The 16,116-nt window shown below is 39.5% G+C and carries 13 protein-coding genes; 9 read left to right on the forward strand and 4 right to left on the reverse strand.

The window, feature by feature from the left end; genetic code table 11:
* On the forward strand, nt 1–330 hold a 330-nt coding region (locus FWE37_01510), incomplete at its 5' end, for a hypothetical protein (protein ID MCL2519668.1).
* A 372-nt stretch (nt 331–702) separates the two neighbouring features.
* Here FWE37_01510 and FWE37_01515 read toward each other — a convergent pair.
* Together FWE37_01515 and uvrA are read right to left on the reverse strand one after the other, a co-directional pair.
* Nucleotides 703–1,245, reverse strand: a complete 543-nt coding sequence (locus tag FWE37_01515; GenBank protein MCL2519669.1) for a hypothetical protein — start codon at nt 1,243–1,245, stop codon at nt 703–705.
* Nucleotides 1,246–1,307: 62 nt separating this feature from the next.
* Entirely contained in the window at nt 1,308–4,145 is a 2,838-nt protein-coding gene (gene uvrA, locus FWE37_01520) for an excinuclease ABC subunit UvrA (protein ID MCL2519670.1), read from the reverse strand.
* 449 nt (nt 4,146–4,594) lie between these two features.
* Between uvrA and FWE37_01525 the strand changes: the two genes are divergently transcribed.
* Both FWE37_01525 and FWE37_01530 read left to right on the forward strand, forming a co-directional pair.
* Nucleotides 4,595–5,896: an NCS2 family permease gene (locus tag FWE37_01525; protein MCL2519671.1), complete on the forward strand. Its 1,302-nt coding sequence runs from the start codon at nt 4,595–4,597 to the stop codon at nt 5,894–5,896.
* Between the two features lie 475 nt (nt 5,897–6,371).
* Nucleotides 6,372–7,658, forward strand: coding sequence for a glucose-1-phosphate adenylyltransferase (locus FWE37_01530; protein ID MCL2519672.1), 1,287 nt, complete (start codon nt 6,372–6,374; stop codon nt 7,656–7,658).
* Nucleotides 7,659–7,738: 80 nt separating this feature from the next.
* Here the strand turns inward: FWE37_01530 and FWE37_01535 are convergent, their stop codons facing one another.
* Together FWE37_01535 and leuS are read right to left on the reverse strand one after the other, a co-directional pair.
* The gene (locus tag FWE37_01535; GenBank protein MCL2519673.1) at nt 7,739–8,647 is read right to left on the reverse strand and encodes a M23 family metallopeptidase; all 909 of its coding nucleotides are present in this window, start codon (nt 8,645–8,647) and stop codon (nt 7,739–7,741) included.
* 11 nt (nt 8,648–8,658) lie between these two features.
* Nucleotides 8,659–11,067: a leucine--tRNA ligase gene (leuS, locus tag FWE37_01540; protein ID MCL2519674.1), complete on the reverse strand. Its 2,409-nt coding sequence runs from the start codon at nt 11,065–11,067 to the stop codon at nt 8,659–8,661.
* Between the two features lie 101 nt (nt 11,068–11,168).
* Between leuS and FWE37_01545 the strand changes: the two genes are divergently transcribed.
* The 6 genes from FWE37_01545 to FWE37_01570 all read left to right on the forward strand — a co-directional run bounded on the left by FWE37_01545 (nt 11,169) and on the right by FWE37_01570 (nt 16,116).
* On the forward strand, nt 11,169–11,756 hold the full coding sequence (locus tag FWE37_01545; GenBank protein MCL2519675.1) for a hypothetical protein: 588 nt from the start codon (nt 11,169–11,171) through the stop codon (nt 11,754–11,756).
* A 116-nt stretch (nt 11,757–11,872) separates the two neighbouring features.
* The gene (gene dut, locus FWE37_01550; GenBank protein ID MCL2519676.1) at nt 11,873–12,304 is read left to right on the forward strand and encodes a dUTP diphosphatase; all 432 of its coding nucleotides are present in this window, start codon (nt 11,873–11,875) and stop codon (nt 12,302–12,304) included.
* 18 nt (nt 12,305–12,322) lie between these two features.
* Complete coding sequence (locus tag FWE37_01555) at nt 12,323–13,381, forward strand: hypothetical protein (protein MCL2519677.1); 1,059 nt, start codon at nt 12,323–12,325, stop codon at nt 13,379–13,381.
* Nucleotides 13,353–14,597, forward strand: coding sequence for an LptF/LptG family permease (locus FWE37_01560; protein ID MCL2519678.1), 1,245 nt, complete (start codon nt 13,353–13,355; stop codon nt 14,595–14,597). Before FWE37_01555 ends, FWE37_01560 begins: the two co-directional genes overlap by 29 nt.
* Entirely contained in the window at nt 14,594–15,676 is a 1,083-nt protein-coding gene (locus tag FWE37_01565; GenBank protein MCL2519679.1) for an LptF/LptG family permease, read from the forward strand. The genes FWE37_01560 and FWE37_01565 overlap by 4 nt, the downstream gene beginning before the upstream one ends.
* A gap of 2 nt (nt 15,677–15,678) precedes the next feature.
* Nucleotides 15,679–16,116 carry a hypothetical protein gene (locus tag FWE37_01570; protein MCL2519680.1) on the forward strand — a complete coding sequence of 146 codons (438 nt, stop codon included), beginning with the start codon at nt 15,679–15,681 and terminating at the stop codon, nt 16,114–16,116.

The raw sequence follows: 16,116 nt of genomic DNA on the forward strand, positions 1-16,116 counted from the left end.
AACCGCACCTTTGTAGCGCTGCGCGTGCCTGTGCCATCGGGGGCTACCATTTTAAATGCCAATTTTGCCAATAGCGCTATTCCTTTAGACCAAGCAGCCGGAACAACGGCGCAAAACCCTTTTATCTTTGATGGTATAAGCAGCCAAACTATTAACGCTAACGAAGTGCAATATTTTTGGAATGTTTTCCCGCAGGGCCGACAAGAAGTAAGTTTTTTATTTACCGCCGATAGACGCGGAGTTTACCCTACGCCCCCTGTAATGGCAGAGGCTATGTATATGCCCGAAGTATTTGGCCGCACAGCCGGTGTGCTTTATAGTATTAGGTAGGTAAATGATTAGAAAGAAGCCATCAATAAAAATTGATGGCTTCTTTTTTATAACACTTATTATAGCGAATTAACCGCCTTACTTCATTAATTGATAAACAAAACTATCTTTTCTAGCTATTATCACTCCACTATTTATTACTCAATATATATGCATTAATAATGAATAAATTTTTGCTCAGTAAACGATGTTAAATATTTTTGTAACTCATCATCTTAATAAGCCATTATAAAATATTTATATAGCGGCCATAACTCCATTAGTAGCAATAATTAATGATAAGAAAATTAATAATAATTTATTCATAAATAATGCCCTGTTTTAGTTTAAAATCTTTTATTCCATAATGAATCAATTACAGACAGCGCTCCATTACTCTCTTATAATAATATTATTTACCCCATTATCAATAATATTGATAGTACTATCATTGATATAAATTATATTATCATTTCCCTTAAAAACAATATTATTGCTGTGTAATGCGTTAGAAATATTCATAGTTATCATAGTATTATTACCGCTAAAAATAATATTATTACTATGCAACATACCGATAACATCCATAGTTATTGTATTATTATGGCCCATAAAGGTAATATGGTTATTATGATTAATATCCATATTATTAAAAATAAATACATTATTATAACCGACACTAATGTCAATAATATTACTATGTATAGCCTTAAAGGTAATTACTTCAAAACTCGTATTAACATAAGCCATATTAAGAGTAACGTCGTTGGTATGACCAATACTTAAGACAGAACTACTATAATGCTGATTAAGATTGACAGTAACATCTTGATTGTATCCAATATTTACCGTAACAATATCATCAGGGTTTTCCTTCATACAGCTAGAAAATAGCCACAAAACTGTTACAGATAAAACAATTATTTTTTTGTTCATTATTAATTTCCTCTTAAGTTTTCAGTCTTATCTTTCTCTAATTTTCACTTTTCATCTTTCACCTATAACAGCGGCTTTAAATATTGTCCTGTATAACTTTCGGCACAGGCTGCCACCTCTTCGGGTGTGCCGGTAACCACCACATTACCGCCCTTATCGCCGCCTTCGGGGCCTAAATCTATTAAATAGTCGGCGCACTTAATTACCTCTAGATTATGCTCAATCAAAATAACGGTGTTGCCTTTATCTACTAAACTTTGTAAGCTGGTAAGTAATTTTTTTACATCCAAAAAATGTAAGCCGGTGGTAGGTTCATCAATAATATAACAAGTTTTACCGGTACTGCGTTTGCTTAGCTCCAGCGCCAACTTTACGCGCTGTGCCTCGCCACCACTTAAAGTTAAGGCCGATTGACCAAGCGTGATGTAACCCAGCCCAACTTCAACTAAAGTATCTAACTTCTTTTTAGCCTGAGGAATGGCCTCAAAAAAGCTGCTGGCCTCTTCAATAGTCATAGTTAAAATGTCGTAAATATTTTTACCTTTGTAGCGTACCTCAAGGGTCTCTTGGTTAAAACGTTTACCGCCGCAAACGTCGCAAGTTACAAAAACATCGGGCAAAAAGTGCATCTCAATTTTTTTAACACCACTGCCCTCGCAGCTCTCACAGCGTCCGCCGCCACGTTTGCTGCTCACATTAAAGCTAAAACGGCCTTTTTTGTAACCACGCGCCTTGCTCTCGTTAAGGTCGGCAAAGAGGTCGCGGATTGGGTCCCACAGCTTCACATAAGTTGCCGGGTTACTGCGCGGCGTGCGGCCAATCGGCGCTTGGTCAATGCTGATCAGGCTATCAAAATTTTCCTTAATACCCTCAATGTTACCCACTTCACCCACCGAATGATGGCTGCCATGCAAAAAATTGTTCATAGTAGGAAAGAGAATATCGTTAAGTAAGGTGCTTTTCCCGCTGCCCGATACCCCCGTAATAATGGTAAAAGCGCCTATAGGAAAGCTCACACTAATATCCTTTAAGTTATTTTGGCGCGCTCCATTTATCTTAATAAAATTACCGTTACCGCTGCGCCGTTCTTTAGGCAGCTCTATTACCTCTCTGCCGCTTAAATAACGACCGGTGGGGCTGTTCTCAATTAAGGCTACCTCCGCTGGAGTACCGGCAGCCACTACCGTACCGCCATGCACACCGGCGCCGGGTCCAATATCGATAAGATAGTCGCTATCTTTGATAATTTGTTCATCGTGTTCTACCACAATGAGGGTGTTACCTAAGTCGCGCAAATGTTTTAAAGTGGTTAATAACCTATCGTTATCACGTTGATGCAGGCCGATAGTGGGCTCATCTAAGATGTAAAGCACACCCATTAAACTGCTGCCAATTTGTGTAGCTAACCTAATGCGCTGGGCTTCGCCGCCGCTTAAAGTGGCCGATTTACGGTTTAACGACAGATAATCTAGCCCCACCGCCTGCATAAAGTTTAACCTATCAAAAACCTCTTTAAAGATTTGCCGGCCAATCTTTTGCTCATTCTCGCTTAGTTGTAACCCTTTAAAGAAATCTATCTCATCGCGTACCGCAAGGCCGGTAACTTGGTTAATATTTTTACCGCCCACACGTACCGCCAAAGCCTCGTGGCGCAGGCGTTCGCCCTTACATTCTGGGCAGAGCTGTTCCTTCATAAACTCTTCGTAATATTTTTGCACACCTTCGCTATCACTTTCTTTGTAACGCCGCCACATCTCACTAATAACACCTTCCCAACTATCATTTTTTTCGTAGGTGTTGTTGGTGCTTTGCGTTACATATTTAAAATGAATTTTTTCTTTACCGCTGCCGTACAGCATAATATGCACAATTTTGGGGTCAATTTCATTGATGGGGTCATCTAAACTAAAGTTATAGTGTTTAGCAAGACTTTCAAACCGGCTGTTATACCATGCCGATTGCCCGCTAAAGATAGCAAAAGCCCCCTCGTTATAACTTAAAGTTCTATCGGGAATAATTAAATTTTCGTCAAATTCTAACGTGTTGCCCAGCCCGCTGCAAGTAGGACAGCTACCAAAGGGGTTGTTAAAACTAAACAATCGTGGCTCGAGGGCCGGCATAGCAAAGCCACAGGTAGGGCAGCTGCCATTTTCGCTAAAAAATAAATCTTTACGTTTGCTGTCATCGGCAAAGGCCACCAACATATCGCCTTGCCCCACACTTAAGGCTACTTCAACGGCTTCGGCTAAACGCTTACGAATATCGGCGCCCATTACCAGCCTATCTATCACCACATCTATGCTATGTTTTTTTTGTTTCTCTAAGTTAAACTCTTCTTCTAAGCTATAAAGAGCGCCATTTACCCGCACCCTTGTAAAGCCCATCGTACGGGCATCATCAAAAACTTTTTGATGTTCACCCTTGCGCCCCTTTACTACCGGAGCTAATATCATTAGCTTTTCTCCATCTTCTAGGGTCATCACACTGGCAATAATTTGGTCTAAGCTTTGTTTATCAATGGGAGTATCATCTTTGGGGCAAAAAGCTTTGCCAATGCGGGCATAAAGCAGCCGTAAATAGTCGTAAATTTCGGTAATGGTGCCAACGGTACTGCGCGGGTTGCGGCCGGTGGTTTTTTGCTCAATACTAATGGCCGGCGACAGACCTTCAATATAATCGACATCGGGCTTATCTAAACGCCCTAAAAATTGGCGTGCATAAGCCGATAGGCTTTCCACATAACGCCGTTGCCCTTCGGCAAATAACGTATCAAAGACAAGGCTGCTTTTGCCGCTGCCGGAAACCCCCGAAACCACCACTAATTTATCACGAGGGATAGATAAATCGATATTTTTTAAGTTGTGCTCACGGGCACCTTTTACCACAATTTTATTATTCATAGCTCAAAATAATAACAAAATCGTAGCCATTTTACAATAGGTAAAACAGTTACAAAACCTTTATTACAAAAATAACCCCTAACCGCCTGTAACGGTTATTTCGCCAGTAATGAAATTATAGTTATATAGTAAGATAAATCCTGATGGCCCTTCAATAAGATTAGGAGTATTGGCTTTACAGTGATGATAAGCCGCTCTTAACTCGTTTCTAAGGTTATTGTCATTATTTATATCCCACAAGTCAAGCGCTAAATTACCTACCGTATTATCATTAAAACTAAAGCCGTAATAAAAAGCTCATCTTTAAAACTAGTTTTAACCAGCTCCATCTAGCAGGATAGCATATTTAGCTTAAAATAATCAATCATTAACAACAATTAGTAAAAATATGTTACCTACTTGCAACTTTATAGCAGATAGTATAATAATAATTAAGGAGAGAGAGTTTTATGACACTAGAAAAGATGTTTAAGCTCAAAGAATATGGAACATCGGTAAAAACCGAGTTAACCGCTGGAGTAACCACCTTTATGGCGATGGCCTACATTATCGCCGTAAACCCGGCCATTTTATCGGCCACCGGTATGGACAGAGGGGCCGTAATGACGGCCACTATCGTAAGCGCTGTGGTGGCCACCTTAATTATGGCTTTTTACGCCAAGCTGCCCTTTGCTATGGCCAGCGGTATGGGGTTTAATGCCTTTTTTACCTACACCATTGTTTTAGGTATGGGTAAAAGCTGGCAATTTGCCTTAACGGCCGTTTTTGTGGGCGGTATTATTTACTTATTACTTACCTTGTTTAAAGTACGCGAGCTGCTTTTAGAGGCTGTGCCGCCTACTTTACGTAAAGCTATCGCCGCCGGTATCGGTTTATTTGTAGCTACCATCGGTTTAACCAATGCCGGTATTATTGTACAAGGCCCGCCTTTAGTTAGTTTAGGCGATATTACCGGTGGCGGCGCTGCCAGTCTTGCTTTTATCGGTATTATCATAACTTCGGCCCTGCTTGTATTAAAAATAAAAGCTGCCTTATTATTAGGGATTATTATTACCACTATTATTGGTATACCTTTAGGAGTTACCGATATAGCCGGTTTAACCAGCCCCGTTAGCTTGCCACACTCGCTGGCGCCGGTTTTTTGGCAGTTCGATTTTAGCGAGCTGTTTAGCTTTGATATGCTTTTAGTAATTTTTGTCATTATCTTTTTAAATATTTTTGACACGATGGGCGCCCTCATCGGTATAGCTTTAAAAGTTGGTTTGGTAGATAAAAAAGGCAATATCCTTAACAGCAGGCAGGCTTTTTTAACCGATGCTTTTAGCAGCATCTTTGGCGCTGCTTTAGGTACCAGCCCGCAGGTTATCTTTGTAGAAAGCGCTGCCGGGGTAACTGCCGGCGGACGCACCGGTCTTACCGCCGCTACCGTAGCCGTCTTATTTGCCTTAATGTTATTCTTTTCGCCGCTTTTTTTAATTATCCCGGCGGCGGCTACCACTCCGGCCTTAGTAATGGTAGGGGTATTTATGTTGGCCTCATTAATAGATATAGATTTAACCGATTACGCCAACGCTATACCGGCCTTTATTACCATCATAATGATGCCTTTAACCTACAGCATTGCCAGCGGGGTAGCCATTGGTTTAATTACTTATACTCTAATAAGATTACTAACCGGCCGCTTTAAAGAAGTAAAGCCGATTACCTTAATAATGGCGGTATTTTTTGTTGCCATGCAGTTTTTAATTTAGGATAAATCACGCAAGAACAACGTATTAATTTATTACCCCTTTTATAAATAAAAATTAGTAAAAGGGGTTACTTATTTTTTACACATTTTTTTTAATCTTTACTCATAGCCTCATTTTCATTATAACACAGTCTACTTGATTAATCTTTGAATTTAATACAATTATAATACTTTTTATTTCTTTAACCGTTTTTTAAATATAAAAATAATTTAATTGACAAATATTTAAAGATAACTTATAATTTACGAGCAACTGGCTGTTGGCCATTTGCAGCTATAGTTTAAGTAGTATATAGTTACCTAAGTTTACTATTTGCCTAATGCTATAGTTTAAAAAAATCAAGTTTTAACTAATTAATTTTTTATTAACTAAAAAAACTTGCTTTTATAGCATTACCGGTTTATAATGGTGAAAACATATAATTTTATTTTTAAAAAATTTTATCTTATATAATTAGATTAAATAAGGAGAGAGTATGGAAAACGAAGTATTATCTATTATATTGGGCGGCGGGCAAGGTACCAGGCTTTTTCCTTTAACCGAGCAACGCTCTAAACCGGCCGTGCAATTTGGCGGCAAATATAGGCTTATTGATGTGCCTATCTCTAACTGTATTAACAGCGATTTACGGCGCATCTTTATTTTAACACAGTTTAACAGTGCCAGCCTTAACTTTCATATTAGCAGCACTTACCAGCTAGATACTTTTAGCGGTGGGTTTATTTACACCCTATCGGCCGAGCAAAGACCCGACCGTACCGAATGGTATCGCGGCACCGCCGATGCCGTGCGTAAAAATTTGTACCACTTTACTACCAGCGCCGAAAATTATAAATATTATTTAATTTTGTCGGGCGACCAACTGTACCGTATGAATTTTCGTAAATTTCATAACGAACATCTTAAATCGGGAGCCGAACTATCTTTGGGTATCTTACCGGTTTCCCGCGAACGCGCCGGCGATTTAGGCATACTGCAAATTGATGAGAAAGGGTTCATTACCAAATTTGTCGAAAAACCGGGCGCTACGGCCGATATTAGTGAGCTTAAAATACCTGATGCTTACCGTAAAGCTCACAATATTCCAGCCGAAAAGGAGTATTTGGCCAGTATGGGTATTTACTTTTTTAACCGCGATACCCTAGAGGAGTTACTGGCTAGCGATAAAGACGATTTTGGCCACGATATTATTCCTAATTGTATCGGTAAGCTAAAGGTTTCCAGCTATTTACACCAAGATTATTGGGAGGACATTGGTACTATCAAAAGCTTTTACGAGGCTAACCTCGATTTAGCCAGCCCCGTACCGGCTTTTAATATGTACGATGCCGGCTCGCCGCTTTATACACGCCGACTGGATTTACCGCCCTCTAAAATTAACCAATGTACTATTAATAATAGTATTACCAGCGAGGGCTCTATTATTAGCGGTGCCTTTATCCAAAATAGTTTAATTGGTATCCGCACTATTATCCGTGAGGGCGCCAGTTTAGAAGGCGTACTTTGTATGGGTGCCGACTTTTACGAAACCGCTAAACAAATAGAGCAAAACGCCAAAGAGGGTATCCCTAACGTGGGTATTGGCAGTGGCAGCATTATTAAAGGTACAATTATTGATAAGAACGCCCGTATTGGCCGCAACTGCCGTATTGGGATTGACCAACTTAAACGCAAAGACGGCGATTACAGCCAATATATGATTAGAGACGGCATAATTGTACTACGCAAAAATGCCGTGCTTAAAGACGGCACTTCTATTTAGTTAATAGGTAACAATTAAGAGTTTAATTAAAAGACCACCATTAAGTGGTCTTTTAATTATTAACTATGGTGCAACCTAACTTATTGGCAGCTTGTACCCTTATTGCTAGCAAAAAAGCCTCTGCTTATGTGGCTGCCGTCTGGTGCAAAACTGGTTGGTTTGCGTTTATATTTGTTAGCGTAATCCTGCGCTAACTTTAAATTAATATTTTTAAAGTTAATCTTTAGAGAATTAGAGGCAAAGAAGCTTGAGCCGGCCGCTACCTGAAAGTGAATATGCGGCTCCGATGAATTACCGCTATTGCCGCATTTGGCTATTAACTGCCCTCTTTTAACGGCCTCCCCCACTTTAACATTAAAGCTGTCCTTGATAATATGGGCTATTAAGCTATATTCATCTTCGTGCTTTATGACTATGTAATTGCCTCTTATATCTTTTTTATAGGCATCTAGCAGGCTAAAACGCATAATGTTACTCTCACGGCAACGGTTGCCTATCTCCACCACCACACCATCGGCCGGCGCTAAAATAGGTTGATTATAGCAGTAATAGTTTTCTAGTTTATATTTATTTTCTTTATAACTATTGCAGTGCTTATCAGTTATAAAAAAATCGTAGGCGTAACGTTGTGCCTGTATATCCCATGAGTGACTATTTTCTTTATCTATCCCGCCATTAACCACCAACCACTCATCTTCAAAAGGTAAAGAATACTCTATAGCCGAGTTATTATTAGGTTTTTTCTTTAAATTACATATAAATAAATACACTTCACCGAAAAATTGCATAAATACTTGTAAAGTAAATTTTGGCCTAAGGATAATTTCGGCAAGCCAAGATAATAAAAAAACCATTACAACAAAACTTACCACACTGGCAGGAATATTATTTACCGCGGGCAACCTAAAAGTTCTTGCTAAAGCTATTAAAACCGAAAAGATACAAAACAGCCATTTAACACCTACAATAATATTGATTAATACTCTCATCTAACTACCCTCTACCCTATAACAATATTAACAATTTTACCCGGTATAGCTATTACTTTCTTAACGACCTTGCCGGCGGCCAGCTCGGCCACCTTTTCATTGGCCAAAGCTAGCTCACTTAATTTTTCACTGGTTATATCTTTTGCTACTGTTAATTCAGCACGTAACTTACCATTTATTTGTACACCAATGGTTACTTCATTATCTATTGTTAGGGCCTCATCGTAAGTCGGCCAAACCTCGTAACTTATGGTGTCATTATGGCCTAATCGCTGCCAAAGTTCCTCACTCAAATGCGGCGCATAAGGAGCCAATAACTTAACAAAGTTTGGCCATAATTTTGTATAACAATATTCTTCTTTGGTGGCTTCATTAATAAAAATCATCATAGCGCTAATGGCGGTGTTAAACTCAAAGTTAGCGGTATCGGCGGTAACTTTTTTAATGGTTTTATGCAACAACCTTGTTAAAGCAATGGGCGGCTCAGCGTTGCCGGCAGGTTTGCTAGCTACATCGTAAACTCTGCCCAAAAAGCGACTTATGCCCGATACCACAGCGGTAGCCCACGGTTTGGTAGCTGTGAGCGGGCCCATAAACATTTCATAAAGGCGCAAGCTATCGGCACCAAACTGGGTAATAATGTCATCGGGATTAATCACATTGCCGCGGCTTTTACTCATCTTTTGGTTATCTTCACCCAATATCATACCTTGATTGATAAGCTTAATAAAAGGTTCCGGCGAGCTAACCAAGCCCATATCATAAAATACCTTATGCCAAAAACGGGCGTAAAGTAGATGCAACACAGCGTGTTCTACCCCGCCTACATACAAATTAACAGGCAGCCAATATTTTTCTTTAGCACCATCACAAAAAGCTTTATCATTTAAAGGGTCGGTATAACGCAAATAGTACCAGCAGCTGCCGGCCCACTGGGGCATCGTATTAGTCTCGCGCTTGGCTGGGCCACCACAGGCAGGGCAAATAGTATTTACCCATTCGGTTATGGCCGCCAATGGGCTTTCCCCAGTACCGCTAGGAGTATAACTACTCACGTTAGGCAAGGTTAGCGGCAATTCGCTTTCGGGCAGCGGTACAATTCCGCATTCTGTACAGTGCACAATAGGGATAGGCTCGCCCCAATAGCGTTGGCGGCTAAACAGCCAATCGCGTAATTTGTATTGTACAGTTTTTTCACCTAAGTTATGCTCTTGTAAATAATCAATAATAAGTTTTTTGGCCTCTGTGGTGCTTTTGCCATTAATAAAATCACTATTCATAGCAACACCCTCGCCGGTAAAGCATTCTCCCGGTTGGCCGCCGTTTACCACCTCTATAATGGGCAGGTTATACTGTTTGGCAAATTCATTATCACGTTCATCGTGGCCGGGCACCGCCATAATAGCGCCGGTACCGTAACTGGCCAGCACATAGTCACCCAACCATATCGGTACCCTTTCCTTGTTAATAGGGTTAATGGCATAAGCCCCGCTAAAAACACCGGTTTTATGCTTAGATAAATCGGTACGTTCCAGCTCGCTCTTTAAGGCCACAGCCTCTATATATTTATTTACCTCATCTTTTTGATTAATAGTTACAATTTTACTCACCAATTTATGTTCAGGGGCTAGCACCACATAGGTAGCGCCATACAAGGTATCGGGCCGAGTGGTATACACCTTAATAACATCGTTACTACCCTCTACGGTAAAATTGATACAAGCTCCTTCGCTACGGCCTATCCAGTTTTGCTGCATAGTTTTTAATGATGGCGGCCAATCTAACTCATCTAGGCCGGCTAACAATTTATCTCCGTAAGCCGTTATCTTTAATAACCATTGCCTAAGTTGTTTACGCGTTACTTTAGTGCCGCAACGCTCGCAAGCGCCATCGTTTAACACCTCTTCATTGGCAAGGCCGGTTAAACAGCTGGGGCACCAATTGATAGGCGCTTCACTTTCGTAAGCTAATCCTTGTTTGTATAGTTGTAAAAAAAGCCATTGTGTCCATTTGTAATAAGATGGCTCGTGGGTAGAAAGTTCGCGGCTCCAATCGTAGCTAAAACCTAAGGCCTTAATTTGTTCTCTAAAACGTTTAATATTGGCTTCGGTCGTAACAAGCGGATGAGTGCCGGTTTTAATGGCGTAATTTTCGGCGGGTAGGCCAAAGCTGTCAAAGCCCATCGGGTGCAATACATGGTAACCGTTGGCACGCAGGTAACGGCAGTAAATATCTGTAGCGGTATAACCTTCGGGGTGGCCAACGTGCAGGCCGGCGGCGGAGGGATAAGGGAACATATCGAGGATATATTTACGTTTATCCTTTGCTATGTTTTCATCTTCGGTAACTTTAAAAGTTTGGTTGCTTTCCCAGTAGTTTTGCCATTTTTTTTCGATTTCACTAAAATTGTATCGTGCCATAATGTCTTAGTTTAGCTTATTTTGCTAAAGTTGTAAAGAGCGCCTGCCTTTAGTTGACAGCAGCATAGTTATTGTTTATTATAACAAACACAGGAGAGCCTATGCGTTATCACTTTGCCAACTATCATGATGAAGAACAAGATTATAAGGACAATTTATTACGAAAACGTTATCGGCAAGAGTTTGAAGAGCTGTACTCAAAATGTTCTCCCTCTATGCAGTTGGCTTTAAAATACCCTAAAATGTCGCGTACCCCCGATTGGTGGTTTAACTTTCATGATGCCTTTATTTTAGCCACCACTCTCGATGAAGTGCGTAACATCTTTATTATGGAGGTAATGGCTTGGGCCGCCGGCGAACTTATAGAGGAGGAAAACCGCTGGGACGGTTTTTGGTTTAAAAGAATCTTTAGCTTTACCGGTTTTGATAACAACCATAGCTTTGTACCCAAAATTTCATCAAAAGAATATTTTGAAATTATTGATAGCGAGTTTCATTATAACCATTACTATAAACAATATGAGTTTTACCTGCGCTCATACGGCGAGCGACACAAAGCTTGGCTGTGGTGGCAACCCAACGAATTTAAGCTAACCTTTACCGATATGCACATCATAAAAGACAAACCTATACCCGATGATTACGACCGTTTTGCCAACTTACTACAAAAAAGAAAGCGAGTTTTCTAATAATAGTATTAATTTAATTAATATTTAATGAGAGTAAAATAAATTGCTGCATTACATGCAAACGGGTTGCAGGCCCTCTTTTAAAGCTGTAGGCTGGCAAACCCGATAATTTAACTATGAAGAAAATTAAAGTACGGCAGCTGGCAGGCCATACTCCGCTTTATGCCACTAACCATGCCGCCGGTGCCGATTTAACAGCTTTAATTGCCGCAGATATTACTTTAAAACCACTAGCTAAAGCTATCATTAGCACCGGCTTAATATTAGCTATCCCTAACGGCTACGAAGGGCAAGTGCGCAGCCGCAGCGGCCTATCCAGTAAATATGGCATTATGGTAATAAATGGGGTAGGCACCATCGACAGCGATTATCGCGGCGAAATTAAAGTACCCTTAATTAACTTAAGTAACGAAGATTATACCATTAAAAATGGCGACCGCATTGCCCAATTAGTTATTAGCCCTGTAGTGCAAGCTAAATTTATTAAAGTAAGCAAATTAAAGGCAACGAGGCGAGGAGCAGGCGGCTTTGGCAGCAGCGGTTACTAAATAAGTGAAAGGTGAAAATTGAAAACTGAAAAAATAATTTGGGCGCCATTACAAGCCGCTATAAACGGTGCCGCAACCCATCGTTGTAGGATAACTTTATTATTTATATTACTAAATTTGCTCTCCTGTGCGACTATTCCCTCAAATAATTTAGAGGGAGCGGCACAACCTTTAAATGAACCAACCCCTATAAATAATCCTGTCGAACTACCCTCAATGGCACCGGAACCGGTTTTAACCAATGATGAGTTAACCCTTTACCTCTTTGAGCAGTTTACCGCAGAGCAGCAACAGCTGACTAAAGCTTTACTTTTAACAATTAACCCTAAAAATTTAAATGATGATTGGCTGCCCCATTATCATCGCTTAGTTTTTAGTTTATTTATAACTCAGCTAAATTATCACGAAGTTGGCCTTACTAGTCCAGCGATTACTACCTTAGCCTATGATAATAATAGCTTATGGCTAGGTGATGAAGCCGGCAGCATTGTTAAATATAATTTACAAAACAATCATATACTAACTTTACGGCAAAGCGGCGGCCAAATTAATAGCTTTTACATAAATGAAAACGAAGTATGGGCTATCGCCGTCGACGGCTTATTACGTTATCACAAAGAGAGCGAAGCTATTAGCTTTTTTCCTTTAGCAAATAGCCGGCAACTGGTTAGCTATAATGGCCAGCTAGTTTTATTACGGGAGGGAAATCTTTTTACCCTAAACGGCCATAACTTTGTGGCCAGTGATACCCCATCTTTAGCTAAAGTAAGCGAAATTTTTATTTTTTTTAACGATTTAGTGGCCATTGCAGAAAGCGATGTATGGTTTTACTATGAAGATAAATGGCAGCCAGCTTCTTTTTTTTCTAGCGCTGCCCTGTTTGAGCACGCAAACCTTAACCTAGACCAGCCAACCGAAGAGTTAGTAACTAAAATAAATAATTTTTTGCCAAAAAATGACCCTTTCTTAACTAACTTTGAAGGCTTAAAGCTGCTGGCTACTAGCCCTCATCACCTATTTTTGGTAAGCTACGGAGCGGTGATAATAGTTGATAAAGCTTTTTTACAAACACTTTAGTAAACATTTTAATATTATAGAGCGTTACTTGCTTAAAAGCTACCTACAATATCATTTGGTAACTTTAAGTTTGCTTTATCTTATATTAGTTATTAACCAATTATTAGTAGAGATTGAGCTTTTAGTGGCTAACAATATTAGCTTATGGCTTATTCTAGAGCTTATCATTGCTTTTTCACCCATTATTTTTATGTGGGCCTTTCCTTTTTCTAGTATGCTGGCCACCTTATTAGCCTTAACAAGCTTTAGTAAAACTAACCAAATATTGGCTATGCGGCTGCAAGGTTTTACCACCAAAGAAATTTTTAAACCCTTTGCTTTATACAGCTTAATGGCCTTTATCGTAGCTTTTATCGTTACCAACTGGCTTATGCCTATTTCTACCAATAATTACGAAGAAGTAGCCCGCCGTATTGCCAGCAGTAACCCGCACATTATTTTAGAAGAAGGACGCTTTAGTGAATTTGCCGGGCGTTTTATTAGTATAGATACGATTGACGGCGATAACTTTCAGGGCATATTTATTATTGATAACGACGAAGATGGCCGCCGGCGCGTTTCATTTGCCCCCAGCGGTCGTTTAGTAAATGCCGACAATGCTTTTGTTTTACAGTTAAATAATTTTAGCTCGCTGGCTACTCCTAATAACTTTTGGCAACTAGACTTTAGAACGATAGAGGCCGATACAATGATTTATAGTTTTACTTTTGATAACCTTGCTAACATTAATATTGGTGAAGAAAGCGGCCTAGAGCTGCTGCGAAGTTTTGACCTAGAGTACCAAAGACTGCAAAGGCTTATCAACGAACGGCTTAATAACAACGAAGGCATTAGGTTAGCTATGCACCGCGCCTACCAAAATCAAAATGAAACCGAGCTAAGAAACCTCTATCAACAATATATCCAAAATTTAAACTACAGACCCTCTTTAAATACTTTAAAACGCAACTATATTAAATTGCACGAAAGAATAATGATGCCGGTATTGGTTGTACTTTTTTGTTTTTTAGCTTTTAGCCTATCTTTAAATAATTACAAAAAATACAACGAATTACTGTTAATTATCGGAGTTATTTTACTTTTTGTTTACTGGCTTTTACTCATCTTTGTACGCGGGCAATATTTAAGCGGTGATTTTCCGCCTATCTTTTTATTTACGCCCGATATTATTTTTATTATCCTAGCCGGCAGCTTGTACCTTAGGGGGCAGCGATGATAATTGAACGTTACTTTTTATTTTATTATTTGCGTATTTTTTTAATAACTATGGCCCTTTTAACTTTTTTGGCCCAACTTATCGATTTACTAACTGTATTATGGCCTTTGCTTAACGATGAGGAATTTACCTTAGCTACGATTATGCCGCTGTGGCTTTATCACTTTCCCAACAGTTTGCTTACGATGCTACCTTTTGCCATTTTATTTAGCGTAGCTTATATGGTAGCCACTATTATGAGTAACGGCGAGTTACTTGGGGCTTTAAGTATGGGTTTTTCTATTTATAGGTTATTTAGGCTATGGCTATTATTAGGTATTTTGTTTAGTATAGCGGCCTTTTTTTTAAGCGATTTAACACCTATTAACAACCAAAGACGCAGCCACATTAACCACAACACGGCCCTTACCCGCCAAAGCGGTTTAACTATACGCACAGCTAACGGTTTTTTTCATAGCGCCAGCCATAATGTTAATCAAAACTCCTTTAGTAATGTCATTATCATCGAGATAGAGGCCGGACAAATAACCCGCCGTCTTGATGCCTTAGTGGCGCGTTACTTGGGCGAAGGCGAAGAGCGTGCTTTACAACTGAGCGATGTACGGATTATCACCGATAACGAAGCCAGTTTTTTTAGTGAATATACCTATGAAGAAATTTTTGAAAACCCTATCATCGAGCATTTAAATGTTAATACCTCTTTTCTTACTTTAAGGCAATTAAGAGAGCATAGTAATTTTTTGCGTATTAATGGTTTATCTTATCGCTCGGCTTTATTTACTTATTATAGCAGGTTAGCTAAACCCTTAGAGACGTTGCTTATAACTTTAATGATATTTGTTATAAGTAAAAGAATTGTTAAAAATAGCTTATTTTATACTATCACTACCTGCTTTATTAGTGCTATAGTACTTTATGTTTTAGTAATGATGAGTAATTATTGGGCACAAAATACATTTAATTTAATTTTGGTAGCTTATTTGCCATATTTAATTTTTTGTGCTATAATACTGTTGTATATGAGCGACAGCCAAAGCTACTTAAAACAGTTCTTATTTAAATTAAATTCAAGGAGATAAACATGAAAAAATACTTGCCAATTTTATTTTTGTTAATATTAATTATGCCGGCACTGGCTCAAAATCAATTTGACCACGGCTACACGGTGCAAACGGTTTATGTTATTAGGGTAGCACAGCATGCCAATGGTTATTTGGTACGTTATGTTAAAACCAGCGATGGCCAGCCGGCTACTACCTTTATCCCTCATAGCTGGTTTAGGACTGTTGATGCCGATGGTAACCCACGTGCTAACCAAAATGAGCAAAGCCAACTCTTTTGGGGACGGGGCGATACCTTTCCACGCTTATCGGTCCTCTCGCGTGATGGGCAAGTTGTATCGGTGCGTTTATATTTAAGCAGTAACTTAAACGATTTTACTTGGGCTACTTTTAATAATAACTCGGCCTTTGCCGCCGAATTTAGCCGTATGGAGGAAAACCCTACTTTTGAATTTTAA

Source organism: Spirochaetaceae bacterium, assembly GCA_009784515.1.
In the GTDB taxonomy this organism is placed as follows: Bacteria; Spirochaetota; Spirochaetia; order WRBN01; family WRBN01; genus WRBN01.